Below are 26,577 nucleotides of genomic sequence, written 5' to 3'. Positions count from 1 at the left end.
CCTCTCGACTCATTTAAGCAAGCTCATCGCAAGGATACAAACACATGGCCGTGACCACCGTCGCACAACTCGCCGCGGAGCTCAATCGCCCGGCTGCGACACTGTTGGATCAGCTCCAGTCTGCTGGCGTGCAAAAGGCAACGCCGGAAGACGTGCTCACGGAGGCCGATAAAGAGCGTCTGCTGGAACACCTGCGTACTGCCCACGGCTCTGCCGGTGGCGCAGATCGCAAGAAGATCACGCTGACCCGCAAATCGACCACCGAGATCAAGCAGGCTGACGCCTCAGGCAAAGCCCGCACCATTCAGGTCGAAGTGAAGAAGAAGCGTGTCTTCGTCAAGCGTGATGACGCCGTCGATGACACCGCTCAAACCGCTCAGGAAGAGGCTGAACTGGCGCGTCGCGAAGAAGAAGCGCGCAACCAGGCTGAAGCCCTGCGCGTTCAGGAAGAGCAACTCGCCGAAGCCCGTCGTCAGCGCGAAGAGCAGGAACGCCGTGAGCGCGAAGAGGCCGAAGAGCGTGCGCGTGCCGCCGCTGAACGTGCTGCGCGTGAACTGGCCGAGCAGGAAGCTGCGGCGGCCAATGCCAAGGCAGGCTCCAAGGCTGCCGCCGCCGCCATTGCTGCCAAGACGGCCGAGCAAGATGCTGCCGAGAAGGCTGCGCAAGCCGCTCGCCGTGCTGCCGCACTGGAGGCCGGTCGCGCCGAGGCTGCGGCCCTGACGGCTGCCGCCCAACGTGGCTCCCGCAGTGGCCTGGCCAAGGCTGCTGAAGCCGCCAAGGCTGCCGAAGCCGCAGAGGCTGCTTCTGCAGCCAAGGCTGCAGAAGCCGAGCAGGCTGCCAAGGCTGCCGCCGAGGCCAGCAAGCCCGCTGCAGCCCCTGCTGCGGCACCGGCTCCGGCTCCGGAAGTGGTCAAGCCCACCGCGGTGCGTGTGGTCAAGGCCGCTGACATCGAGGCCGAAGAGAAGAAGCGCGCTGACGATCTGGCTGCACGCCGCAAGGCGGCTGAAGCCGAAGCTGCGGCCATCCGCGCCATGATGAACGCACCCAAGAAGGTGCTCGTGGCGAAGAAGGAAGAGCCCAAGCCGGCCGAAGCGGCCATCAAGGGCACCATTCACAAGCCCAAGGGCGCTCCGGGCGCCGCTGCGCCGGGGACAACCGCAGCCAAGCCGGGCGACAAGAAATCGGTCAAGTCCGAGAAGTTGTCGTCGAGCTGGGCCGATGAGAAGAAGCGTGGCGCACCAGCCAGTAAGGGTCGCAGCGATGCAGGCGCCTCGCGCAGTGGCTGGAAGGCACCTGGCGGGCGTGGTGGTCGTCGCGGCAATGACCGTGGCGAGAGCCAGTCCACCTTCGTGGCACCGACCGAGCCGCAAATCCTCGAAGTCCACATTCCCGAAACCATCTCGGTGGCCGATTTGGCACACAAGATGTCGGTGAAGGCCTCCGAAGTCATCAAACAGATGATGAAGCTGGGCCAGATGGTGACCATCAACCAGCAACTGGACCAGGAAACGGCCATGATTGTGGTCGAGGAGATGGGTCACCAGGCCTTCGCCGCCAAGCTGGACGATCCGGATGCCTTCCTGGAAGAAGAACACGCCGATCAAACTGCCGAGGTGTTCCCGCGTGCGCCGGTTGTGACCGTCATGGGTCACGTCGACCACGGCAAGACCTCGCTGCTGGACTACATCCGTACCACACGTGTGGCATCGGGCGAAGCCGGCGGCATCACGCAGCACATCGGTGCCTACCATGTGAACACGCCGCGCGGCATGATCACCTTCCTCGACACCCCGGGTCACGAAGCCTTCACGGCCATGCGTGCTCGCGGTGCCAAGGCAACCGACTTGGTGATCTTGGTGGTGGCGGCCGACGACGGCGTCATGCCCCAGACGAAGGAAGCCATTCACCACGCCAAGGCGGCGGGTGTGCCCATCGTGGTGGCGATCAACAAGATCGACAAGCCCGGTGCAGCCCCTGATCGCGTGAAGCAGGAGTTGGTCGGCGAGCAGGTTGTGCCCGAAGAGTACGGCGGTGATTCTCCGTTTGTGCACGTGTCGGCCAAGACAGGTCAGGGCATCGACGAACTGCTGGAGCAAGTCCTCCTGCAGGCCGAGGTTCTGGAATTGACCGCCGCGAAGGATTCGCAAGCCAAGGGTTTGGTGATCGAAGCGCGTCTGGACAAGGGCCGTGGCCCCGTCGCCACCGTGCTGGTTCAGTCCGGTACCCTCAAGCGCGGCGATGTGGTGTTGGCCGGTGCGAGCTACGGTCGTGTGCGTGCCATGTTGGACGAGAACGGCAAGGCGGCAACCGAAGCCGGCCCGTCGATCCCGGTCGAAATCCAAGGTTTGGCAGAAGTGCCGTCTGCGGGCGACGAGTTCATGGTGCTGTCTGACGAACGTCGTGCCCGTGAAATTGCCACGTTCCGTCAAGGCAAGTACCGCAACGTCAAGCTGGCCAAGCAACAAGCCGCCAAGCTCGAAAGTATTTTCGAGAACATGGGGCAGGGCGACGTGCAAACGCTGGCCCTCATCATCAAGGCCGACGTGCAAGGTTCGCAAGAAGCGCTGGCGGCCTCGCTGCTCAAGCTGTCCACGCCTGAAGTGCGTGTGCAGGTTGTGCACGCTGCGGTGGGTGGCATCAGCGAATCGGACGTCAACCTGGCGATTGCCTCGAAGGCGGTCATCATTGGCTTCAACGTGCGTGCCGATTCGGGCGCTCGCAAGCTGGCCGACAGCAACGGTGTGGACCTGCGCTACTACAACATCATCTACGACGCCGTGGACGATGTGAAGGCAGCGATGGGTGGCATGTTGGCGCCGGAACAGCGCGAAGAAGTCATCGGCTCGGCCGAGATCCGTCAGGTCTTCGTGGCCTCGAAGATCGGCACGATCGCGGGTTGTATGGTCACCGACGGCGTGGTGCGTCGCAGCGCCAAGCTGCGCCTGCTGCGCGAGAACGTGGTCATTTACACCGGCGAGCTGGAAGGCCTCAAGCGCTTCAAGGACGATGTCAAGGAAGTTCGCGAGGGCTTCGAGTGTGGTCTGAACATCAAGGGCTACAACGACATCAAGGAAGGCGACGTCCTCGAGTTCTTCGAAATCAAGGAAGTGGCCCGTACGCTGTAATCAGCGCGCAGGTAGCTCTGCCCCTCAACCCCGCCTGAGTCAGGCGGGGTTTGTGTTTCCGAGCACCGACCGCCAAGACAGCAGGAATTCACCATGCGCCATAAAAAAGCTACTCCCAATCGCAGCCATCGGGTCAATGACCAGATTCAGCGCGACGTGGCCGAGCTGATCCGCGATCTGAAGGATCCGCGCATCAGCAACATGGTCACCATCACCCACGTGGAGGTGACGCCCGACTACGCCCATGCCAAGGTGTTCTTCTCCTTGCTGGTGGGCGACCCGGTGGCCTGCGAAGTGGGTTTGAACGAGGCGGCGGGTTTCATCCGCAATGGCCTGTTCAAGCGCCTGCAGATCCACACGGTTCCGACTCTGCATTTCCACTTTGATCGCACGACCGAGCGTGCGGCCGAGTTGAATGCCTTGATCACCCGCGCCGTGGCCGACAAGGCAAAGGACGATGAAGGCGAGGGCACGCCCACGTGAGCAAGCCACCGCGTCAGCCACGTCGCCAACTGCATGGCGTCATCCTGCTTGACAAGCCTTTGGGCCTGTCGAGCAACGATGCCTTGCAGAAGGTGCGCCGCCTGATGCGGGCGGAGAAGGCGGGCCATACCGGCACGCTGGATCCCTTGGCCACAGGCCTGCTGCCCTTGTGTTTCGGGGCGGCCACGAAGTTTTCTCAGGTGTCCCTGGACGCCGACAAGCGCTACACGGCCACCCTGAAGTTGGGGGAGACCACCTCCACAGGTGACGCCGAAGGCGAGGTGCTGCAGACACGCCCGGTGACGCCCGAGCAGGTCAACGCGGAGCGCATTGCGCAGGCCTGCGAGCAGTTCACCGGCCCGATCGAGCAGGTGCCGCCGATGCATTCGGCGCTCAAGCATCAAGGCAAGGCGCTGTACGAGTATGCGCGGCAGGGCATCGACATCGAGCGTCCGCCACGTCAGGTGACCATTCACCGCATTGACATCCTCGGCTGGCAAGGTGACGTGCTGGAATTGGATGTGCAATGCAGCAAAGGGACGTATATTCGCACCCTGGCGCAGGACATTGGCGAGGCGCTCGGGTGTGGTGCGCACCTGATCGGGCTGCGTCGCACGGGCAGTGGTGGTGTGAGCCTGAACGGCGCGGTGACGCTGGAGGCCTTGACGGCCATGAGCGAAGCCGAGCGCGATGCGCACTTGCTGCCCGCCGATATTTTGTTGAACGATTGGCCGGAAGTGCTCTTGAGTGAGCCTGAGGCTGCCCGTTTTCTCACCGGCTTGCGCCGGCGAACCCGTTTGGCCGATGCGCCCCAGGTGCGTGTGTATGGGCCCCATCCTGAGCCGGGCAGCCTCCCGGATCGCCGCGTGTTGCTGGGCAGTGCCCACATCAAGGGCGGCGAATTGATCCCTACGCGCCTGCTGAGTCCGACCGAGGTGGAAGGCATGCTGACCCAGTCAGCGCCTTCCGTGGCGGCGGCGTCAGCCTCAGAAATTTGATTTAGGACCAAAGAGCTTTTATGAGCACTCAAATTCGCAACATCGCGATCATCGCCCACGTTGACCATGGCAAAACCACCATGGTCGACCAACTGCTGCGCCAGTCTGGCACCTTTGCCGAGCACGAAAAAGTGGTCGACACGGTCATGGATAACAACGCCATCGAACGTGAACGCGGCATCACCATCCTGGCCAAGAACTGTGCCGTGTCTTGGAAAGACACCCACATCAACATCCTCGACACACCAGGCCACGCGGACTTCGGTGGTGAAGTGGAGCGTGCCCTGTCCATGGTCGACGGCGTGGTGTTGCTGATCGATGCGCAAGAAGGCCCGATGCCTCAAACGCGTTTTGTGACCAAGAAGGCATTGGCCTTGGGGCTGAAGCCCATCGTGGTGGTCAACAAGGTGGACAAGCCCGGTGCGAACCCCGACAAGGTGGTGAACGCTGCGTTTGACCTGTTCGACAAGCTGGGTGCGACCGACGAGCAGTTGGACTTCCCCGTGGTGTATGCCTCCGGCATCAATGGCTGGTCTTCGAAGGTAGAGGGCGAGCCTGGCGCCAAGTGGGGCGAAGACATGTCGGCCCTGTTCGACACCATTCTGGAGCACGTGCCTGCGGTCAAGGGTGATGCAACTGCACCTCTGCAACTGCAAATCTCGGCGCTGGACTATTCCACATTCGTGGGTCGTATCGGCGTCGGCCGCATCACCCAAGGTACCTTGAAGCCAGGTCAACAAGTGGCTGTGATGGCTGGCCCTGATGGCAAGGCCTACACCGGCAAGATCAACCAGGTTCATACTTTCCAAGGCCTGGACCGTGTGCAAGCGACTGAAGCTGGTCCTTCCGAGATCGTGTTGATCAGCGGCATTGAAAACATTGGCATCGGCGAAACCGTGACCGATCCGGCCAATCCTCAGCCTCTGCCGATGCTGAAGATTGACGAGCCCACCCTGACCATGAACTTCTGCGTGAACACCTCGCCTCTGGCAGGTCGTGAAGGCAAGTTTGTGACCAGCCGCCAAATTTGGGACCGCCTGCAAAAGGAGCTGCGCTCCAACGTGGCCCTGCGCGTCAAGGAAACCGATGAAGACGGTGTTTTTGAGGTGTGCGGTCGTGGTGAATTGCACTTGACCATCTTGCTGGAAGAAATGCGCCGCGAAGGTTACGAGCTGGCCGTTTCGAAGCCACGTGTGATGTTCAAAGACATCGATGGCGTGAAGTGCGAACCCATGGAATTGGTGACCGCCGACGTGGAAGAAGAGCACCAAGGCGGCGTGATGCAAGCCCTGGGCTTGCGCAAGGGCGACATGATCAACATGGAGCTGGACGGCCATGGTCGTGTGCGCCTGGAATATCGCATTCCGGCTCGTGGCCTGATCGGTTTCAGCAACGAGTTCATGAACCTGACCCGTGGTTCGGGCCTGATCTCGTCGATCTTCGACGGCTATGAGCCGCACAAGGGCGAAATCGGCGGACGCAAGAACGGCGTGCTGATCTCCATGGACGACGGTGAAATCTTCACCTACGCCCTGGGCAAGCTGGACGACCGTGGTCGCATGTTCGTCAAGCCGAACGACCCCGTGTACGAAGGCATGATCGTGGGTATCCACAGCCGTGAGAACGACCTCGTCGTCAACGCCACGCGTACGAAGCAGCTGACCAACTTCCGCGTGTCCGGCAAGGAAGACGCGGTCAAGATCACGCCGCCGATCGAACTGACGCTGGAATACGGTGTGGACTTCATCGATGACGACGAGTTGGTCGAGATCACGCCCAAGTCGATCCGTGTGCGCAAGCGTCACCTGAAGGAACATGACCGCAAGCGCGCTGCGCGCGAATCCTGATCCGCTCTGACGGATTGAGGTAAAAAGGCCGCGTGTGACAACGCGGCCTTTTTTTTGCTGGATGCCAGGGGGATGAGATGGAGCGTGTGATTCAGACGGAGATCGTGGGTGGCTTGGGGGTCATCACCCTCAATCGGCCCAGGGCGCTCAATGCCTTGTCGCTGGAAATGGTGCGTGAGTTGACGGTGGTGCTGCGGGGCTGGAGCACACACCCGGCGGTGCATGCGGTCTTGCTGCGCGGCGCGCCACGGCCTGCGGAAGGCGGCAAGCATCCGGTGACGCATTTTTGTGCCGGGGGTGACATCCGCTTCATGCACGATGCGGCGCTGGCGGGGGATGCGGCGGTGGAAGACTTCTTTACCGAGGAATACAGCCTGGATCACCTGATCCACAGTTACCCGAAGCCCACGATCGCCTGGATGGAAGGCGTGACGATGGGCGGCGGCATGGGCCTGGCGCAGGGGGGCGACCTGCGGGTGGCGACCGAGTCGCTGCGCATGGCGATGCCCGAGACCCGCATCGGTCTGTTTCCGGATGTGGGGGGCGGCTACTTTCTGTCGCGCTGCGTGGGCTCCGTGGGCGAGTACCTGGGCATGGTCGGGCCGCATCTGCATGTGACGGATGCCTTGACCCTGGGCTTTGCCGATGTGCATGCGCGCTCTGACGCATGGCCATCGATGCTGGCCGAGTTGGGGGCGCGACCGGCGCATGGCAGCGACGAGTTGATGGGTCGCTGCCGTGCGCACCTGGATCTGCACGGCTTGACGCAGTTGCCGGAGGCGACCGTGACCGTGCATCTCGAGGCGATCAACCGGCATTTCAGTCAGCACACCTTGCAAGACATCTGGGCTTCTTTGCTGGCGGATGACAGCGAGTGGGCCGCGCAGGTGCGCCAGCAGATGGCGGGGCATTCACCGTTGATGATGGGGGTGACGCTGGAGCAGATCCGCCGTGGGCGCAGCATGCCCTTGGCCGATGTCTTCCGCATGGAGCGCACGATGGTCAGGCATTGCTTCCAGTTGCGCCCCGGTGCGGCCAGTGAGACAGTGGAGGGCGTGCGGGCGCTGGTGGTCGACAAGGATCACCAGCCGCGCTGGAACCCGTCGACGGTGGAGGCGGTGACGCCGGCCATGATCGAGGCATTCTTCGAGGCGGTGTGGCCGCCGCATGCCCACCCACTGCGCGACCTGCACGACCCGCTGTGAAGGCGGGCAGAAGGCTACTTGCAGCGGTAGGCGCGTGCGGTTTCGGTGGTGCTGAAGTAGCCCACGTTGGGCTTGCCCCACACGACGTGGGTGGCCCCCATGGCCTCGGCGCGGCGCATCAGATCGAGGCGGATGTCGTCGACGCCTTTGAGGCCGAACAGGCCGGTGAGTCCAGAGGAGCCGGAGAGTTCGCCGAGGATCTCGCAGCGCTCGGTGGCCTGCGCGGTGCTGACCATGACGTCGCCGCTGTACTGACGGGGTGTGGTCGTGCAGGCGCCCAGAGCGAAGGCAGTCAGCACGCTCAAGGTGGTCAGGATGTGCTTCATGAGGGCCTCACTGGATGTCATCAGACAAAACCCAATGTAGCTGAGAAAATACGGGCTTGTACATGGGGTTGGTCGGGACGCCGTTCAGACCCGACCCTGGCCCGCGCCCCCTGACCGAGCTCTTTTTGTGACTGTGACCACTTTGCCTCCCCAAGAACTGAGCCCCTGGCGTGCCTGCGTGGCGCCGATGCTCGACTGGACCGATCGCCATTGCCGCTATTTCCATCGCCTGCTGAGCCCTCACGCTCGGCTCTATACGGAGATGCTCACCACCGGGGCGCTGGTGCACGGCAACATGCTGCGTTTCCTGGAATACAACCAGGAAGAGCATGCGGTGGCCCTGCAACTGGGCGGTAGCGAGCCGGCTGACCTGGCGCACTGCGCGAAACTGGCCCAGCAGTTCGGCTATGACGAGGTGAACCTGAACTGCGGCTGCCCGAGCGAGCGGGTGCAGCGGGGGGCCTTTGGTGCCTGCCTGATGAACGAGTCTTCTTTGGTGGCCGACTGCGTCAAGGCGATGATCGACGCCGTGGGGGGCGATCCGAAGGTGCCCATCACGGTCAAGCATCGCATTGGCATTGACCAGATCGAGTCGTATGACTATGTGCGCGACTTCGTGGGCACGGTGGCCAACGCCGGTTGCGAGGTGTTCATCGTTCACGCGCGCAATGCCTGGCTCAAGGGCCTGAGCCCGAAAGAGAACCGCGAGATTCCGCCGCTGCGTTACGAGTTCGTTCATCAACTCAAGCGCGACTTCCCCCACCTGACCATCGTGCTCAATGGCGGCCTGGCCGACAACGCCAGCTGTGTGGCGCAGTTGCAGCCGGGGGCGATGATCGATGGTGTGGCGCTGGACGGTGTGATGGTGGGGCGCGCCGCGTACCACAACCCCTGGTTGATGGCCGAATGGGACGAGCTGTTGTTCGGTTTGCCGCCCCGTGAGCAGGCCCTGACGCGTGAGGCGGTCGAAGCCGCGATGGTGGCTTACACCGAGCGTGAGATGGCGCGCACTGCGGGTTGGGCGCATGGTGAAGTACGCTGGCCGCAGGTGATCCGTCACATCCTGGGGCTGTACCACGGTTTGCCGGGCGCGCGCCGCTGGCGCCAGGTCTGGTCAGACCACAAGCTCAAGGATCTGCCGCCGTCCGAGGTCATGGCCTTGGCGCATCAACGGCCTTGATGCGCGGGTGATGCGGCCGGGTGTCATGCGTGAGAGGTGGCACCGGGCATGAAAAAAGGACACCGAGGTGTCCTTTTTGTGGGGCGTGAGACCGAGGGGGCTCAGACTCGCTTCTTGTACTCATGGGTACGGGTGTCGATTTCGATCTTGTCGCCGGAGTCGACGAACAGGGGCACGGGGATTTCGAAACCGGTGCCGACGATGCGTGCGGGCTTCATGACCTTGCCGGAGGTGTCACCCTTGACGGCGGGTTCGGTCTCGATCTCGCGCACAACGCTGGTGGGCAGTTCGACCGAGATGGCCTTGCCGTCGTAGAACACGACTTCGACTTCCATGCCGTCTTGCAGGTAGTTCACGGCGTCGCCCATGTTTTCGGCTTCGACTTCGAACTGGTTGTATTCGGCGTCCATGAAGGCGTACATCGGATCGGCGAAGTAGGAGTAGGTGCACTCCTTCTTGTCGAGGATGATCTGGTCCATCTTGTCGTCAGCCTTGAAGACCACTTCGGCGCCAGCGCCGTTCAGCAGGTTCTTCATCTTCATGCGCACGGTGGCAGCACCGCGGCCGCCACGGCTGTATTCAGTCTTCAGGACGACCATCGGGTCCTTGCCCTGCATGATCACGTTGCCAGCGCGGATTTCTTGTGCGAGTTTCATGTGGATTCCCGATTAGGGTCTGTGCAAATACGGAGACGCTCCCAGCCTCCCGATGGCTGCAAAGGTGAATTTGCACGGGGAAACCTGCCAGAAGCAAAGCCAGCTATTTTACCCCGCCTCGCTGACAAATTGAACCAGTTGGGTGACGAGATCCGCTTGTTTCAGCAGGGTTTTGCGTGCCATCAAGGTGTGTCGGGCCCAAGGCGCGCGGTCGGGCGTCCAGTCGGGCAGGGCGGCAGGCAGGGGAGCTAGGCCGTTCCAGCCTTGCCACAGGGCCGTCACCTGCTGGCGCACGTCAGCCGGCCACTCGGCCATCCAGCGGTTCATGAAAGCGTTGAGCTTGTCGGCGTGCACACCATCGTCTTGCTCGTAGATTTGCCAGACGTGGGGTTTGCCGGCCCACAGGGCGCGCACGGCAGAGTCCTCACCGCGCACGAAGTTCAGGTCACACGACCACAGCAGGTGGTCGAACTCCGGTTGCGGCAGGGCGGGCAGGGGGTGCAGGTGCACACCGAAAGGTGGTTTGGGGGCGGTGCTGAGCCAGGCTTGCGCCAGTTGCGTGGCATGGCCGTGCGCCAGCAGGACGTGCGTGAGAGGTGCGGGCGCGGCGAACTCGTCTGTCGAGGTGGGCTGGGCTGACAGCGCTGACAGTTGCGTGAGCAAGTCTGCCACCGGGGCGTTCGCATAGCAAAAAATGGACACCACCCGTTCGCCGGGCGTCCAGGGGATGCCGTGGCGCTGCAACCAGACCTGCCGGGCTCCGTCGTGCCAGGCGGCGCGTCGGGTCAGCAGGTCGGGCTCGCGCAGCAGTCCCCCCGTGGCGGGTGTGAATCCAGGGTAGAAAAAGCGCTTGCGCAAACCTGCGCCGGGCCCGTGCCAGATGGGGGAGGGCAGTCCGTGGCTGCGCTCCACATAGTCTTCGGCGCTGAGGTACTCGAGGTTGACCCAATGCGGCGGTGCGGGGCGCTGCATGCGGGCCACAAAGGCCTCCGGCAGGTCGCAGCCGAAGGCTTCGATGACGACGTCGCCAGGGAGGAGGGGATGGGGGGCGGCGGTGATGTCGGCGGGCAGGCTTTCGGCATCTGCCCAATGGCAGACGGTGACACCGGGCTGGCCGCAGCCGGTTTCCATCCCCAGGCTGGGGTCGTGCTGCCAGCTCACCTGCGGCGCCATCCATGACAGCACGCTGGGGTCGTCCACCCACAGGCGGACCTCGTGGCCGCGCTGGCCCAGGTCAGAGGCCAGGCGCCAGCACACCCCCATGTCACCGAAGTTGTCGATGACGCGACAGAAAAGATCCCACAGCATGGCGCGGATTATGGCAACCCGCATGCCGGGAGGTCGCGGGCTCGGGGACAATCGCACCCCATGAGTGAGCCGATTGACGTACAGGATGCATCGAAGGAGCGCCCGAACCAGGGGGCGGATGCGGAGCGAGAGCAGATCTGGGCACGCCTGCTGCAGGAAGTGAGCACCTTGCCGGCCCTGCCGGGGGTGTACCGCTACTTCGACGCCAAGGGCGATGTGCTGTACGTGGGCAAGGCGCGCGACCTCAAGCGCCGGGTGTCGAGCTATTTCCACAAGAACCACGGCGGCACGCGCATCGGGCACATGGTCTCGAAGATCGTGCGGATGGAGACCACGGTGGTGCGCAGCGAGGCCGAGGCGCTGCTGCTGGAAAACAACCTGATCAAGACGCTCAACCCGCGCTTCAACATCCTGTTTCGGGACGACAAGAGCTACCCCTACCTGAAGATTGCCTCGCACGCGTTTCCGCGCATGAGCTACTACCGGGGTGCGGTGGACCGCAAGCACCGCTACTTCGGACCGTTCCCGAACGCCTGGGCCGTGAAGGAAACCATCCAGTTGCTGCAGAAGGTGTTCCAGATCCGCACCTGTGAGGACTCGGTTTACAACCACCGCACGCGGCCTTGCTTGCTGTACCAGATCAAGCGCTGCAGCGGCCCCTGTGTGGGGCTGGTCAGCGACGAGGACTACCGCAACAGCGTGGCGCAGGCCGAACGCTTCTTGCTGGGCGAGCCCGAGGCGGTGATGGCCGACCTGCAGCGCCGCATGATGGAGCACGCCGAGCGCATGGAGTACGAGAAGGCGGCGGAGTTCCGCAACCAGATTCAGGCACTGTCGACCGTGCTGCACCAGCAGTCGGTGGACACGGTGATGGACAAGGATGTGGACGTGCTGGCCGTGAAGGTGCTGGGCGGTCGCGCCTGTGTGAACTTGGCCATGGTGCGGGGTGGCCGGCATCTGGGCGACCGGGCGCACTTTCCGGTGCATGTGCAGGACCATGTGCTGGTGCCCGATGAGGCGGAGGAGCCTGGTGGTGGCGAGTCGCAAGGCGAGCCCTCGGCGTCTGCAACCAATGTCGCCGGTACGGCCGATGGGCGTGACGCCGAGGCCCTGGTGCAGGCCACCGAGGTCCGGGTGCTGGAGGCGTTCCTGACGCAGCACTACCTGGGCGGGGCGGTGCCGTCCTTGCTGATCCTGAGTCACCCGGTCAACCCGGCTTTGATCGAGGCCTTGTCCGAGCAGGGCGGACGCAAGATCACGGTGGTACACCAACCTCGCGAGCAGCGACGGGCCTGGCTGGAGATGGCCATCAAGGGGGCCGAACTGTCGCTGGCGCGCCTGCTCAGCGAGGAGGGCTCACAGCAGGCACGCACCCGCGCCCTGGTGGAAGCGCTCAACCTGGATCTGGACCTGGATGCCCGTGAAGCCGGCTTGGATGCCACTGCCGAGACGCCCGAGGAAGGCGATGCCGCGGCGCCCGCCACGCCGGCCAATGCGGTGCACGACCCCTTGGCGGGCTTGCGCATCGAGTGCTTCGACATCAGCCACACGGCGGGCGAGTCCACGCAGGCGTCGTGTGTGGTGTACGAGGGTCACAAAATGCAACCCTCGCAGTACCGCCGCTACAACATCTCGGGCATCACCCCGGGCGATGACTATGCGGCGATGAAACAGACCCTGGAGCGGCGCTACAGCGCAGCGGGCACCAAGGCCGCCCGCGTGCCCGACCTGGTCCTCATTGACGGGGGCAAGGGGCAGGTGGCGATGGCCCGCGACGTGTTTCAAACCCTTGGTTTGCCCCTGTCCATCATCGTGGGCGTGGAAAAGGGAGAGGGCCGCAAGGTGGGCCTGGAAGAGCTGGTGTTTGCCGACGGACGTCCCAAGTTGGCCTTGTCACCCAGTTCAGCGGCGCTGATGTTGGTGGCGCAGATTCGGGACGAGGCGCACCGTTTTGCCATCACTGGCATGCGTGCGCGGCGGGCCAGTGTGCGCACCGGCGGCAGTCGCCTGGAAGACATTGCTGGCGTGGGCCCGAAACGCCGTGCGAAACTGCTGCAGCGGTTTGGCGGCGTCAAAGGCGTGGCGTCCGCGAGCGTGGAAGAGCTGGCAAGCGTGGAGGGGATTTCGCATGAGTTGGCAGAAGAGATCTACAAGGCTCTGCGCTGACGGGTCTGGTGCACGCGCCAGCCTGTTCGGTGCGATGGCCTTGTCGGCCTGGCTGGCAGGCTGTGGCTTGATGCCCTCGGACCAGGGGACGAAGCCGTCGCCCAAGACGCCGCAGGCGGAGGCGCCGGCCGCAGAGTCAGCTCGTCCGGGTGCACCCCGTGTGGTCAAGCTGGACCCGCCCGAAACGCCCCGGAACTGGGCCCAGGCACGGGAGCAGGCCGCGCGGCGGATGGTGGCGGCCAGTCCGGATGTGAGCTATATGGGGGCGTCCCCTCAGGTGCTGCTGGCCATCCCGGTGCTGACCATCGAGTTGAATGCCGACGGCTCCGTGCGCCGCATCGATGTCATGCGCTACCCCAGCCAGGCACGGGACACGGTGCAACTCGCCATTCAGGCCGTGCGCCGTGCCGCGCCGTTTGGCAATGTCTCCCGGCTGCCGCGGCCCTGGAAGTTCAATGAGACGTTTCTGTTCAATGATCAACGTCAGTTCAAACCGATGACCCTGGATCGCCGGTGAGTGCCAACGAGGGCCGTGGTTCACGGCACAATGCGGGCATGTTTCTCACCTTGCCCACCATGCTCACCTGGGCGCGAATCGTGGCGATTCCGCTCATCGTGGCCGTCTTCTATCTGCCTTGGACGCAGGCACAGATCAATGTGACCGCCGCCGCCTTGTTCGTGGTGGTGGCCGCCACGGATTGGCTGGACGGCTGGCTGGCGCGTCGCTTGAACCAGACCTCGGCGTTCGGAGCCTTTCTCGATCCGGTGGCCGACAAGTTCCTGGTGTGCGCGTCGATCTTGATCCTGCTGGATCTCGACCGGGTGAGCGCCCTGGTGGCCTTCATCATCATTGGTCGGGAAATCGCGATTTCTGCTTTGCGAGAGTGGATGGCCAAAATCGGCGCCTCGGGCAGCGTGGCCGTGCACATGTTGGGTAAGCTGAAAACGGCCACGCAGATGTCGGCCATCGTGTTGCTGTTGCTGGATGCCGACGTGTTAGGGCTGTTCCACAGCCGCGTCCTGGGCACCTGGTTGATCTACATCGCATGCGCCTTGACGATCTGGTCGATGATCTACTACCTGCAAAAGTCGTTGCCCGACATCCGGGCCAAATCACGCTGAACGCGCAGAGTTTTTTCGTTGTACTGTGAAGGGAAGTGGTTGTGAACAAGTCCGAGTTGATTGAACACATTGCCCAACAGGCTGATATCTCGAAGGCGGCCGCGGGGCGTGCGCTGGAGGCCGTGATCGGTGGCATCCAGGCTTCCCTCAAGAAGGGTGACACGGTGTCCTTGCTGGGCTTTGGCACCTTTGCGGTGAGCACCCGTGCCGCGCGCACCGGCCGCAATCCGCGTACCGGCGCCGAGATCAAGATCAAAAAGGCCAAGGTGCCCAAGTTCCGCCCAGGCAAGGCCCTGAAGGACGCGCTCAATTAATGTAAGATAGCCGGCTTAGAGGCGTTTGGGTGCTTAGCTCAGTTGGTAGAGCGGCGCCCTTACAAGGCGTAGGTCGGGGGTTCGAACCCCTCAGCACCCACCAATCCAGGCGCACTCCAGCAAGGCGAACCACGGTTCGCCTTTGTGTTATCTGGGCCACGTTTGACGGCGTGGCACCGATTCCCAAGCTACCGCAGGCCAGCTTCCAACTGGCCCAAAGCCATGTTTGATTTCGTTCGCAGAAACACCCGCATCCTCCAGCTGATCCTGGTTCTGTTGATCCTGCCTTCCTTCGTGCTGGTGGGCATGGAAGGGTATTCGCAGTTCACTGACAACGCCGGCACCGTGGCGAAGGTGGGCAAGCAGAAGGTGTCTCAACAGGAGTGGGACAACGCGCACCGCAATTTTGTGGAGCGTCAGCGCTCCCAGCGCCCCGATCTGGACATGAGTCTGTTTGACCTGCCCGAGGTGAAGCAGCAGTCGCTCGACGCGCTGATTCGCGAGTACGTGCTGCTGATGGCCGCGAACGATCAGCACCTGACCGTGCCGGCGGGCCGCATCATGCGCATCTTCGCCAACGACCCGCAGTTTGCGGCCTTGCGCAACCCCGATGGCACGGTCAACAAGGCCCTGCTGGAAGCCCGTGGCATGTCGCCTTTGCAGCTCGAAACCATGCTGCGCCAAGAGCTGACCGTGGCCCAGGTGCTGGGTGGTGTGCAGATGTCGAGCCACGGCTCGCAACTGTCGACCCGCGCTGCCGTGGATGCCCTGTTCCAGGTGCGTGACGTGCAGTGGGTGAAGTTCGAGCCCAAGGCTTACCTGGGCCAGTTGAATCCGACGGCGGAACAGCTGCAGGCCTTCTACAAGGACCCCGCCAACGCCGCATGGCTGACGACGCCCGAGCAAGCCGATGTGCAGTACGTGGTACTGGATCTGGACACCTTGAAGGCGCGCGTGTCGGTGTCGGAAGACGAACTGCGTCGTTCCTACAAGGAAAACATCCAGCGTTACTCGACGCCGGAAGAGCGTCGTGCCAGCCACATCCTCATCAAGGCCGAGGCCAGCGCTACGGCGGACGAAAAGAAGGCTGCTCGCGCCAAGGCTGAGCAGCTGTTGGCACAACTGCAGAAGGACCCCAAGCAGTTCGCCGAACTGGCCCGCAAGAATTCGGACGACCCTGGGTCGGGCGCCAACGGCGGTGACCTGGATTTCTTTGCCCGGGGCGACATGGTCAAGCCGTTTGAAGACGCGGCCTATGGCCTCAAGCCTGGCCAACTCAGCGGCATTGTCGAGAGTGAGTTTGGTTTCCACATCATCCAGCTGACGGCTGTGCGCGGTGGCGAGACCAAGCCGTTCGAGGCCGTGCGCGCCGAGATCGAAGACGATGCCCGCAAGCAACTGGCCCAGCGCCAGTACGCCGAGGCGGCCGAGAAGTTCACCAACATGGTGTACGAGCAGTCGGACAGCCTGCAGCCGGTGGCCGATGAGCTGAAGTTGGCCGTGCAGACCGCCAATGGTGTACTGCGTCAGCCGGGCGCCAAGGAGCAGGGCGATCTGTCGAACCGTCGCCTGCTGGAGACGCTGTTCGATCCTGCCAACCGCAGCAAGGGCCACAACACCGAAGCGGTGGAAGTGGGCACGAACAAGCTGGTGTCGGCTCGCATCGTGAAATACCGCCCAGCCGCGCTGATGCCGTTCGAGCAGGCCCAGGCGCAGGTTCGCGAGCGCTGGATGACGGCGCAGGCCCTGAAGGCCGCACGTGCCGATGCCGAGCAGAAGATGGCCCTGTGGAAGCAGTCGCCCGAGAAGGCGGCACTGCCGGCTGCGGTGCAGATGTCGCGCAGCACGGTGTTTGCTCAGCCGGCTGCGGTGCTGGACGCCGCCCTGCGCGTGCCTGAGAAGCAACTGCCGGCCTGGACCGTGGTGAGCCTGGGTGATGAGGGCGTGGCCCTGCTGAAGGTCAACAAGGTGGTGCCCCTGGAGGTCAAGCCTGAAGAGCTGAAGGAAATGCAGGCTCAGTTCAGCGGCTACTGGGCCCGTGCCGAAGCCGACGCCTACTACCGCGCCCTCAAGCGCGAGTACAAAGTCGAGTACCTGAACGAAGGCAAGACTGTGGTGGAGAAGGCCACAGCGGCGCAAAAATCTGCGTCGGCCTTGTAAAAAGGTACGAAATCGCGCTATACTTTAATTCTGTTCTGCGGTGGCTATAGCTCAGTTGGTAGAGTCCCAGATTGTGATTCTGGTTGTCGTGGGTTCGAGTCCCATTAGCCACCCCACCGCATAAGTGAACGCCGACAAGTCTGGTACTTGTCGGCGTTTTGCTTTGTGGAGCCAGTTCGCGCTGTGACGGTCGGCATCTTTGTGGCACCGCTGTGGTGCATCAGAGACAATGGGCGCTCCCGCGCGCTTGTTCCATCCTGGCTCACGCCATGAGCCAGGAATCGGGGAAGATGAGCGTGAATTCATCCTGCTCCCCATCCATGCACACTGACATCCAGACGGGCCTGCTGGCCCTGCACGGCAACCGTTCCGAGGCCCTGGCCGAGGCGGTGTTGACGTGGCTGCGTCAACGTCCGCTGGCGCCCCTTGAAGAAGAGGTCATCCTCGTGCAGAGCGCCGGCATGGCCGAGTGGCTGAAGATGACGCTGGCCCGCGATGGCGGGGTGTGCGCGGCCATGCGCGTGGAGTTGCCGGCGCGTTTCATGTGGCGCACCTACCGGCAGGTGCTGGGGCGCGACCAGGTGCCCAGCCAGTGCGCCACCGACAAGGCACCGCTGACCTGGCGCCTGATGCATTTGTTGCCGCAGTGGATGCACGCTCCCGGGTTTGAAGCGGTGGCGGGCTTTCTGCAAGGCGACGAGCCTGATCGCTTGTACCAACTGGCCAGCCGCCTGGCCGACCTGTTTGACCAGTACCAGGTGTACCGGGCCGACTGGCTGGAGGCCTGGGCCGAGGGGCGGGATGTGCTGCCGACACCGGGGCGACTCATGCAGCCGGTGCCGCCCGAGCAGGGCTGGCAGCCCAAGCTGTGGCGCGCCCTGCTGGCCACTTTGGCGCCAGCGGATTTGGAGAGCATTCGGCCGCGGGTGCATCAGCGGGTGTTGCAGGCTCTGGAACAAGGTGTGCCACCGGTCAGCCCTGTGGCGCGGCGTGTAGTGGTGTTCGGCATGACCAGCGTGCCCTTGCCGACCTTGCAGGTGTTGGCGGCCTTGAGCGCGCACAGCCAGGTGCTGATGGCCATTCCCAACCCCTGCCGCTTCCACTGGGCCGACATCATGGATGGGCGGGAGCTGTTGCGGGGCATTGCGCGTCGGCGCCATGCCTTCCGCGGGGATGTGGACCTGTCTCAGTTGTCGCTGGACCAGATGCACGCGCACGCGCACCCCTTGCTGGCCGCGTGGGGACGGCAGAGTCGTGACTTCGTGCGACAGCTCGACGAGTTCGATGACGTGCGGCAGGCGCAGGCCCGCTTTGCCATCCCGCGGGTGGACCTGTTTGACGAGGACGAGGCCGCAGATGCCCCGCTGCTCATGCAGGTGCAGCAACGCATCCGCGATCTGACGCCGATGGCGGAGCACCCGAAGCGAGCTGTGCGTGAAGACGACCGCTCGATCGTCTTCCATGCCGCGCACAGCATGATGCGCGAGGTGGAGGTGCTGCACGACCAACTGCTGCAGCTGTTTGCGGACACGGCGTCGTCGGTGTCGCCGGTGCAGCCGCGTGACGTGGTGGTGATGGTGCCCGACATCGACCTGGTGGCGCCCGCCATCCGGGCCGTGTTCGGGCAGTACGGGCGCCACGATGCCCGCTACATCCCGTTTGACATTGCCGACCTCAGCGCGCGCTCCAGCAGCCCCTTGGTGGCGGCGCTGGAATGGCTGTTGCGCCTGCCGCAGCAGCGCTGCCGCTTCAGCGAGTTGCGCGACCTGCTGGATGTGCCGGCGGTGGCGGCGCGCTTCGGCATCAGTGCCGATGCCCTGCCCAGGCTGACGCAGTGGATGGCCGGCGCAGGGATACGCTGGGGGCTGGACGAGGTGCATCGTGGGCAGCTGGGCCTGTCCGCTTGCGGAGAGCAGAACACCGGATGGTTTGGCTTGCGACGCATGCTGCTGGGCTACGCCGCCGGGGAAGGCGTGTTCGATGGCATCGAGGCTTACCCGGAAGTGGGTGGCCTGGAGGCCGAGCTGGCCGGGGCGCTGGCCAGTTTGCTGGCGCGCCTGTCGCACTGGCGCGAGGTGCTGAGCGAGCCGGCCACGCCGACGACCTGGGCCGAGCGCGGTCGTGCGCTCTTGGCAGACATGGCCGCGGCTCAGGATGACAACGACCGTCTGATTGTGTCGGCGCTGGACGATGCCTTGCGTGCCTGGCTGGATGCCTGTGCCCAGGCAGAGTTCGATGCGCCGGTGGACCTGCACGTGGCGCGTGAGGCCTGGTTGTCGGCCCTCAATGAGCCGACCGTGAACAAGCGCTTCAAGGCGGGCGGTGTCACGTTCTGTACTTTGATGCCTATGCGGGCGATTCCGTTCGAGGTGGTGTGCTTGCTGGGCATGAACGATGGCGACTATCCGCGTCGCGCCACGCGCATCGACTTTGACCTGATGCTGCAGCCCGGCACCAACCGCGCTGGCGACCGCTCGCGGCGCGATGACGACCGGCAGCTGATGCTGGAGGCGGTGCTGTCGGCGCGGCGCCAGTTGTACGTGAGCTGGACGGGTCGCAGCGTGCGCGACAACACCGAGCAGCCGCCTTCGGTGCTGGTGTCACAGTTGCGTGACTATCTGGCTGCGGGTTGGGCGGGTGATGTGTTGGGGCCACGCACGACGGAGCACCCTTTGCAGCCGTTCAGCCGCCGTTACTTCGAGCAGGGGGCAAGCCTGTTCACCCATGCACGGGAATGGCATGCGGCGCACAGCGATGTGGCTGGCGATCTGGATGATGACGCAGCCGGTGAGCTGGGCTCGGCTGATGCGTCGCCAGATCTCCTTGCGTCCATCCCGTCTCTGCCACCGTTCGAGCCTGATCCGAACGTGCCGGTGACGATGGCCCAGTTGGCTCAGTTCCTGCGCAACCCGGCGCAGGTGTTCTTTCGGCAGCGCCTGAATGTGGTGTTCCACGACATGGATGCTGAGCCGGAAGACGAAGAGTCTTTCGGGCTGGACGCGCTGGAAGAGCATCAGCTGGTGTCAAGCTTGATGGACGAGGTGTTGGCCGACCTTGATGCGTGGCTGGCGTCGCAGGAGGCCGTGGCGGATGAGCCGGCGCAACTGGCAGCCTTGCGCGACCAGGTGCGGGCGCGTCTGGAACGTCTGCGGCGCTCGGGGCGTTTGCCGATGGGCGCGTTGGGTGAGTGGACCGAGCAGGAGCTGGAAAGCACCTTGCTGCCGATGCTGGCAGCGTGGCAGCGTGAGGTGGCCCGCCACCCGCATCCTGCGACGCGTCAACCGGTGGGGATCGAACAGGCCGGCGTGGTGCTGCAAGACTGGCTGGATCACCTGCGCCTCACCGAAGATGCGGAGGCCGTGCCGACCTGGCTGGAACTGTCGGCGGGCAAGCTGGCCAAAGGCAAGGCCAGCAAGAAGGAGACACCGCAGCCGCGCCATGACAAGTTGCGGCTGGCCTGGGTGCGCAGCCTGGTGGCCGCCTGTGGCGGCGTGACGGTGCAAGGCGTGCTGGTGGGCAGCGATGCGACGCTGTTGTGCCAGCCCATGGACCCTGCCGTTGCGCACGACGACCTGCGTGCCTTGTTGACTGTGTGGCGCACCGGCCTGAATGCGCCGATTCCGCTGCCGATGCGCACGGCCCTGGCCAAGGTGAGCGAATCGGAGGACCCGGAGGTCGTGTACGAGGGCGGCTACATGCGCAGTGCCGAGAACGAGGACCCATGCTGGTCGCGCCTGTATCCAGATTTTGAGGCGCTGGCCGATGACGGGCGCTTTGAAGCCTTGGCGCAGGAGGTGTGGGGGCGGGTGCTTGCCTGGGCCACGACCCATGTCACGGTCAGCCTGCACGAAACGCCGATGGCCGACACGGGATCGGGAACGTCGGCGTCGCGCACTGGGGAGCAGGTATGAGACAGCCTTTGAATGCTTTGAGTTTTCCGCTGTGGGGCAGCCGGCTGATCGAGGCCAGCGCGGGCACGGGCAAAACCTGGACGATTGCGGCTTTGTACCTGCGTCTGGTCTTGGGGCATGGCAGCGAGGACGGCTTTCCGCGTCCGCTGCTGCCGGCCGACATCCTGGTGATGACCTTCACCCGCGCGGCCACCCGTGAACTGTCGGATCGCATCCGCGCACGCCTGGTCGAGGCGGCGCGCTGCTTCCGTGGCGAAGTGCCCGCCGACAAGGTCGACCCGATGTTGAGGGACTTGCTAGCGGCATATCCCGATGAGGCCGCCCGCAGTCAGGCCGCATGGCGCCTGTCGATGGCGGCGGAAGGCATGGACGAGGCCTCGGTGCACACGATCGACGCCTGGTGCCAGCGGATGCTGCGCGAGCATGCGTTCGACAGCGGCTGCCTGTTTGACGAAACGCTGGAGCCCGACGCCGAGGCGCTGCTGACCGAGGCTGCGCAGGACTACTGGCGCCAGCATTGCTACAGCCTGAGCAGCGATGAGCTGGCCGTGGTGCTGAGCGTGTGGGCGGATGTGCGGGCCTTGAAGCGCGACGTGGAGCGTCTGCACGAGCAGGAGTTGCCGAAGGGCGCGGGCCAGGGCAGCCTGGCGGACTGCTTGCGCGAGAGCCAGCGGCAACGCCGCCAGCGACTGGATGAGCTCAAGGCTGGATGGCCGCAGCGTGCCGAGGCCATGCGGGACTGGTTGGATGGACAAACATCGGCCAAGGACTGCCAGTGGGATCGCCGGAAACTGGCGCCCACCAACTACCAAGGGTGGTTGGCCAATCTCGCAGCGTGGGCGGACGATCCTGATCTGGATGCCCACGGCTTGACCCCGGCTGCCTGCCATCGCCTGAGCCCAGAGGGCTTGCTGGAGGCGCGCAAGGCGTCGGCACCGGGCGTCGAGCTGCCCGATGACTTTGAAGCCTTTGCGCAATTGCTGGAGAGCCTGCGGCACGTGCCCGATGTGCGCACGCCCATCCGCCTGCATGGGGCGGCACGGGTGGGGCAGCGCCTGGCGCATCTGAAGCGACAGGCCGGCACCTTCGGCTTTGCAGACATGCTGCACCGCCTGGATGCGGCCTTGGCTGGCCCGCACGGTGAGACCTTGCGACAGCGGGTGCTGGCCCAGTATCCGGTGGCGATGCTGGACGAGTTTCAGGACACCTCGCCACTGCAGTACCGTATCTTCGATCAGATTTATCGCACTGCCGAGCACGACCGACACAGCGCGCTGCTGCTGATCGGGGACCCAAAGCAGTCGATCTATGGTTTTCGGGGCGCCGACATTCACAGCTACATGGCCGCACGTCGCGCCACGGCAGGTCGGCACTATGTGCTGGACACCAATTACCGCTCGACCCAGGCGCTGGTGGGCGCTGTGAATGCGTGGTTCCAGCAGGCGGAGGAACGGGATGGGCCTGGGGCTTTCCTGTTTGGTGAAGCGGGGCAGGCGGAGAGCGTGCTGCCGTTTGTACCTGTCAAGGCCAAGGGGCGCGACGAGGTGTTGGTGGATGGTCAGGGTGCGCTGCCTGCCATCCAGGTGGTTCATGCCCTCGACGCGGTGCGCCCGGCCAAGGAGGCCTTGCGGCCCTATGCCGCCTGCTGCGCCGAACAGATCGTGACCTGGCTGAACGACCCGGCAGTCGGTTTTGCGCAAGAGGGCAAATCTTTTCAGCGTTTGCGGCCCGCGGACGTGGCGGTGCTGGTGCGCGACGGCAAGGAGGCGGAGGCCATCCGCCGAGAGCTGCGTCATCGCAAGGTGGCTTCGGTGTACCTGTCGGACAAGGATTCGGTGTTCCTCAGCGAGGAGTCGCGCGATCTGCTGCACTGGCTGCGCGCCGTGGCCTCGCCGCTGGATGTGCGGCTGGCGCGGGCCGCCTTGGCCACTCGCATGGTGGACCTGAGCCTGGACGAGCTGGCCTACCTGGCCAGCCACGATGAAGCCTTTGACGCCCGCAGCGAAGCCCTGCGCGAGCTGCACGGTATCTGGCAGAACCAGGGCGTGCTCACCATGTTGCGCCAGACCTTGCACCGGCTGGACTTGCCGGCGCGCTGGTTGGCGGAAGCGGGGGGCGAGCGGCGCCTGACCAACTACCTGCATCTGGCCGAGTTGCTGCAGAACGCCAGCACGCAACTGGACGGCGAACAGGCCCTGGTGCGATGGCTAGCGATGCAGATCGACGAGGGGCGCAGCGGCAGCGAAGAGCAGATCGTGCGCCTGGAAAGCGATGCCGACCTGGTCAAGGTGGTGACCGTGCACAAGAGCAAGGGGCTGGAGTACCCGGTGGTGTGCCTGCCTTTTGCGGCGGCGCACCGCAAGGTGGACCCGTCACGCACGGCCTTTGTGCACCTGCTCGATGAGGCTGGGCAGCGCCGCCTGGTGCTGAACCTGTCTGACCCCGAGGTGAAAGAGGCCGCCGACCGCGACCGTCTGCGCGAAGACCTGCGCCTGCTGTATGTGGCCTTGACGCGGGCCCGCCATGCCCTGTGGGTGGGTTTGCCCGCCGTCAGCGATGGTCGCAGCCCCAAGTGCGCGAACCACCTCAGTGCCTCGGGCTATTTGTTGGCCGGTCCGAGCCAGACCGATCCCGAAGCCTTGATGGCGCGTCTGCAGGCCTTCGCGGCACGGGATGCCCACATCGCCTTGACCCCGTTGCCGATCCATGTGGCGCGCACCCCGCTGCAGCGCGACGAAGCGGTGGTGCCCTTGCAGGCCCCGGCGGTCTACACGGCGCGGTTTGACCGGCGCTGGACGATTGGCAGCTTCTCGGCGCTGGTGCGTTCCCTGGGGAGTGTGGTGACCTCGCCGGCGCCCGTCGCTGCGCTGCGGCCTGCCGATGACGAATGGCCGATCGCCGAGGCGGAGGCGGGCGGGGACGGCAGTGACCCGTCGGCCCGCGGGGCTCAGACTGCGGCAGAGCTCCCAGGGACAGCGGATGCGACGCAGGAGGCCGCGAACGACGTGCCGGCCTGGCATCGCTTCACCAAAGGCGCCGTGGCCGGTAACTTCCTGCACGACCAGCTGGAGTGGCTGGCCGCCGAGGGCTTCGCCGTGATCCGCCCGGATGTGGCCGAGCGCCTGCGCCGGCAGTGCGAGCGGGCTGGGCGCCTGGAGCAGGCCGATGAGGTGGCTCAGTGGCTGCAAGCCGTGGTGAGCCTGCCTTTGCCGGGTGTGGGCGCCAGCCTGCAAGCGCTGCAGCACCGCTTGCCCGAAATGGAGTTCTGGTTGCCGGCGGGCCGCTTGCAGGCCCAGACCATTGACGCCTTGTGCCGCATGTATCTGCTGGGTGGGCGGGAGCGACCGGCTTTGCCCGAGCGCGAACTGCACGGGATGCTGATGGGTTTTGCGGACCTGGTGTTCGAGCACGAGGGCCGCTATTGGGTGCTGGATTACAAGTCCAACCACCTGGGCGACCGGGGCGCCGCCTACACCCACGACCGACTGGAAGGCGCGATGGCAGAACATCGCTACGACGTGCAGTCTGCCATCTACCTGCTGGCCTTGCACCGCCTGCTGCGGGTGCGCCTGGGGGATGCCTATGAGCCCACCGAACACCTGGGGGGCGCGGTGTACCTCTTCCTGCGGGGCATTGATGGCCCCGAGCGTGGCGCCTATGTGATGCCGCCCGCGTGGCCCTTGCTGGACGCGCTGGACACCTTGCTGGCCGATGAGGAGCATGCCGCATGAGCGCGATGTGTCAAACCCTGGCGCAATGGGCCGAAGCGGGATGGCTGCGCCGGCTGGATGCGGCGCTCTCGGCCTTTCTGGCCGAGCGCGACCCTGAAGCCCCACCTGCGGTGCTGGTGGCGGCGGCCGTCTTGTCCCAGATGGAAGGGCGAGGCCACACCTGCCTGCCGCTGGCCCATGTGGTCGCTCCGCCCGTGGCTTTGCTGGCTGGCCCACCTGAGGCGCAGGCAGCCTTGCACACGCTGTGGTCCACCTTGCCCGCGACCCTGAACGGCTGGCTGGACGCCTTGCGCAGCAGCCGCGTGGTGCGCGATGCGCGTCGGTCTGCCGATCAGGACGCCAGCCCGGATGCCGACGAGGGTCAGCCGCTTGTGCTGGGCGGCAGTGAGGCTGCGCCGGTGCTGTACCTGCGCCGCTACTGGGACTATGAGTGCCGCGTGGCGCGACAGCTGCGCCAACGGGTGTCGGAGCGGGTGCGGGTGAACGAGGTGGTGACGCGAACCTGGCTGGCCCAATTGTTTCCACCGCCATCGCGTGCAGACGCCAAAGGAGCCACCGAGGGCGATGCCCCGGCCACCGATTGGCAGAAACTCGCCTGCGCCGTGGCCTTGCGGGCGCATCTGTCGGTGATCACCGGCGGGCCCGGCACTGGCAAGACCTATACGGCCGCGCGCTTGCTGGCCTTGCTGTTCGCAGTCGATGCCGATGCCCAGCGTTTGCGCGTGGCCCTGGCCGCGCCCACGGGCAAGGCTGCGGCCCGCCTCAAACAGTCGATTGACGCCTCGCTGGCCCAACTGCAAGACGCCATCGGCGATCGGGTCGACCTGAACGCGCTCACGCAGCGGGTGGGTGCCGCTCGGACCCTGCACGCCTTGCTGGGCGCCCGGCCGGACACGCGGCAGTTTCGCCACAACGCCAGCCACCCGCTGGATGTGGACGTGCTGATCGTGGACGAGGCCTCCATGATCCACCTGGAGATGATGGCCGCCTTGCTGGATGCCTTGCCGGCCACCGCACGCGTGATTTTCCTGGGCGACAAGGACCAACTCGCTTCGGTCGAGGCCGGTGCGGTGCTGGGCGACCTGTGTCGCGACGCCGAGCAGGGGGGCTACGATCCGGAGACCCTGCGTTACGCCCGCGACGTGGCGGGGCAGGACCTGGATCTGATCTACCAAGACCACAGTGGCGCGGCGCCCTTGCTCGCTCAGCAGACCGTGATGCTGAGGGAGAGCCGCCGCTTCGGTGGGCCCATCGGCAAACTGGCCCTGGCGGTCAACCAGGGCGATGTGCGGGGCAGCCACGCGATCCTGTCGCAAGACAAAACGGGCGCCGTGCGCAACCTGGCGGCCACAGGCCCTGAAGTGGCCGTGCAATTGGCGCTGCAAGGGCGCCCGCAGGCCGAAGGCGGTTATGCCGAGTACCTGAAGGCGATGGCCGAGCGGCCCGAGGCAGGCGACGAGGCGGCGCATGCGCAATGGGTGCGCAAGGTGCTCACCGCGTTCGATCGCTTTCGCCTGCTGTGCGCGGTGCGCGAGGGTGAATGGGGCGTGGCTGGGCTGAACCGCGCTGTGCAGCAGGCCTTGGTCAGTGCGGGTTGGCTCAAACCCTCAGGTGAATGGTTCGAGGGCCGCCCGGTCATGGTCACCCGCAATGACCCGACCCTGGGCGTGTTCAATGGCGACATCGGCATTGCACTTCGCCCGGTGACACGCGGGGCACCGCTGCGTGCCTACTTCATGGATGGGTCCGAGATCCGCTCGGTGGGTGTCAGCCGACTGGCTCATGTGGAAACCGCCTTTGCCATGACGGTGCACAAGAGCCAGGGCTCCGAGTTCCGGCACACCGCCGTGGTGCTGCCGCCTTATGGACTGGGCATGCTGCAGCGTGAGCTGGTCTACACCGGCATCACCCGTGCACGCGAGGCCTTCACCCTGGTGGCCCCCGATACGGGTGCGTTGGCCAGTGCGATCCAGCACCCCACGCAGCGGGCCAGTGGCCTGCTGGGGCTGCTGGCCGAGGGCTGACGCCTGACGCGTGCGCGCGTT

General features: G+C 64.8%; 17 protein-coding genes and 2 tRNA genes. 16 read left to right on the top strand and 3 right to left on the bottom strand.

All coding sequences use genetic code 11. The annotated features are described in order from the left end of the window. Nucleotides 1–44: 44 nt before the first annotated feature. From infB to RBT42_RS02865, 5 genes are all read left to right on the top strand, one after another. Nucleotides 45–3,125, top strand: a complete 3,081-nt coding sequence (gene infB, locus RBT42_RS02885) for a translation initiation factor IF-2 (RefSeq protein ID WP_320362360.1) — start codon at nucleotides 45–47, stop codon at nucleotides 3,123–3,125. Nucleotides 3,126–3,218: 93 nt separating this feature from the next. Next, a complete protein-coding gene (gene rbfA, locus RBT42_RS02880) occupies nucleotides 3,219–3,608 on the top strand; it encodes a 30S ribosome-binding factor RbfA (RefSeq protein ID WP_320362359.1) in 390 nt (129 codons plus the stop codon). Then, nucleotides 3,605–4,606, top strand: coding sequence for a tRNA pseudouridine(55) synthase TruB (gene truB / locus RBT42_RS02875; protein WP_320362358.1), 1,002 nt, complete (start codon nucleotides 3,605–3,607; stop codon nucleotides 4,604–4,606). The genes rbfA and truB overlap by 4 nt, the downstream gene beginning before the upstream one ends. Before the next feature lie 20 nt (nucleotides 4,607–4,626). Then, the gene (gene typA, locus RBT42_RS02870) at nucleotides 4,627–6,453 is read left to right on the top strand and encodes a translational GTPase TypA (RefSeq protein ID WP_320362357.1); all 1,827 of its coding nucleotides are present in this window, start codon (nucleotides 4,627–4,629) and stop codon (nucleotides 6,451–6,453) included. Nucleotides 6,454–6,530: 77 nt separating this feature from the next. Next, nucleotides 6,531–7,658, top strand: coding sequence for an enoyl-CoA hydratase/isomerase family protein (locus tag RBT42_RS02865; RefSeq protein WP_320362356.1), 1,128 nt, complete (start codon nucleotides 6,531–6,533; stop codon nucleotides 7,656–7,658). Between the two features lie 14 nt (nucleotides 7,659–7,672). On the opposite strand, the gene RBT42_RS02860 is transcribed toward RBT42_RS02865, so the two are convergent. Beyond that, entirely contained in the window at nucleotides 7,673–7,984 is a 312-nt protein-coding gene (locus RBT42_RS02860) for a hypothetical protein (RefSeq protein WP_320362355.1), read from the bottom strand. 142 nt (nucleotides 7,985–8,126) lie between these two features. Between RBT42_RS02860 and dusA the strand changes: the two genes are divergently transcribed. Beyond that, entirely contained in the window at nucleotides 8,127–9,164 is a 1,038-nt protein-coding gene (dusA, locus tag RBT42_RS02855) for a tRNA dihydrouridine(20/20a) synthase DusA (protein ID WP_320362354.1), read from the top strand. Nucleotides 9,165–9,265: 101 nt separating this feature from the next. Here the strand turns inward: dusA and efp are convergent, their stop codons facing one another. Both efp and earP read right to left on the bottom strand, forming a co-directional pair. Further along, nucleotides 9,266–9,820: an elongation factor P gene (efp, locus tag RBT42_RS02850; RefSeq protein WP_320362353.1), complete on the bottom strand. Its 555-nt coding sequence runs from the start codon at nucleotides 9,818–9,820 to the stop codon at nucleotides 9,266–9,268. Nucleotides 9,821–9,928: 108 nt separating this feature from the next. Further along, entirely contained in the window at nucleotides 9,929–11,128 is a 1,200-nt protein-coding gene (earP, locus tag RBT42_RS02845) for an elongation factor P maturation arginine rhamnosyltransferase EarP (protein ID WP_320362352.1), read from the bottom strand. Between the two features lie 60 nt (nucleotides 11,129–11,188). Between earP and uvrC the strand changes: the two genes are divergently transcribed. The 10 genes from uvrC (at nucleotide 11,189) to recD (ending at nucleotide 26,556) form a co-directional block, all read left to right on the top strand. Then, nucleotides 11,189–13,294: an excinuclease ABC subunit UvrC gene (uvrC, locus tag RBT42_RS02840; protein ID WP_320362351.1), complete on the top strand. Its 2,106-nt coding sequence runs from the start codon at nucleotides 11,189–11,191 to the stop codon at nucleotides 13,292–13,294. After that, complete coding sequence (locus tag RBT42_RS02835; RefSeq protein ID WP_320362350.1) at nucleotides 13,257–13,811, top strand: hypothetical protein; 555 nt, start codon at nucleotides 13,257–13,259, stop codon at nucleotides 13,809–13,811. The genes uvrC and RBT42_RS02835 overlap by 38 nt, the downstream gene beginning before the upstream one ends. A 38-nt stretch (nucleotides 13,812–13,849) precedes the next feature. Next, entirely contained in the window at nucleotides 13,850–14,416 is a 567-nt protein-coding gene (pgsA, locus tag RBT42_RS02830; protein WP_320362349.1) for a CDP-diacylglycerol--glycerol-3-phosphate 3-phosphatidyltransferase, read from the top strand. 41 nt (nucleotides 14,417–14,457) lie between these two features. Beyond that, nucleotides 14,458–14,730, top strand: a complete 273-nt coding sequence (locus RBT42_RS02825; protein WP_320362348.1) for an HU family DNA-binding protein — start codon at nucleotides 14,458–14,460, stop codon at nucleotides 14,728–14,730. A 27-nt stretch (nucleotides 14,731–14,757) separates the two neighbouring features. After that, nucleotides 14,758–14,833 (top strand) — tRNA-Val (locus RBT42_RS02820). A 119-nt stretch (nucleotides 14,834–14,952) separates the two neighbouring features. Next, the gene (locus RBT42_RS02815; protein WP_320362347.1) at nucleotides 14,953–16,890 is read left to right on the top strand and encodes a SurA N-terminal domain-containing protein; all 1,938 of its coding nucleotides are present in this window, start codon (nucleotides 14,953–14,955) and stop codon (nucleotides 16,888–16,890) included. A gap of 40 nt (nucleotides 16,891–16,930) precedes the next feature. Next, a tRNA-His gene (locus RBT42_RS02810) sits at nucleotides 16,931–17,006 on the top strand. A 204-nt stretch (nucleotides 17,007–17,210) separates the two neighbouring features. Further along, complete coding sequence (gene recC / locus RBT42_RS02805) at nucleotides 17,211–20,801, top strand: exodeoxyribonuclease V subunit gamma (protein ID WP_320362346.1); 3,591 nt, start codon at nucleotides 17,211–17,213, stop codon at nucleotides 20,799–20,801. Continuing rightward, entirely contained in the window at nucleotides 20,798–24,532 is a 3,735-nt protein-coding gene (recB, locus tag RBT42_RS02800; RefSeq protein ID WP_320362345.1) for an exodeoxyribonuclease V subunit beta, read from the top strand. Before recC ends, recB begins: the two co-directional genes overlap by 4 nt. Continuing rightward, the gene (gene recD / locus RBT42_RS02795; RefSeq protein ID WP_320362344.1) at nucleotides 24,529–26,556 is read left to right on the top strand and encodes an exodeoxyribonuclease V subunit alpha; all 2,028 of its coding nucleotides are present in this window, start codon (nucleotides 24,529–24,531) and stop codon (nucleotides 26,554–26,556) included. Before recB ends, recD begins: the two co-directional genes overlap by 4 nt. Nucleotides 26,557–26,577: the final 21 nt, after the last annotated feature.

It is taken from the genome of Aquabacterium sp., assembly GCF_034003525.1.
In the GTDB taxonomy this organism is placed as follows: domain Bacteria; phylum Pseudomonadota; class Gammaproteobacteria; order Burkholderiales; family Burkholderiaceae_C; genus Aquabacterium.
This window is presented reverse-complemented; position numbering and strand designations above follow the sequence as displayed.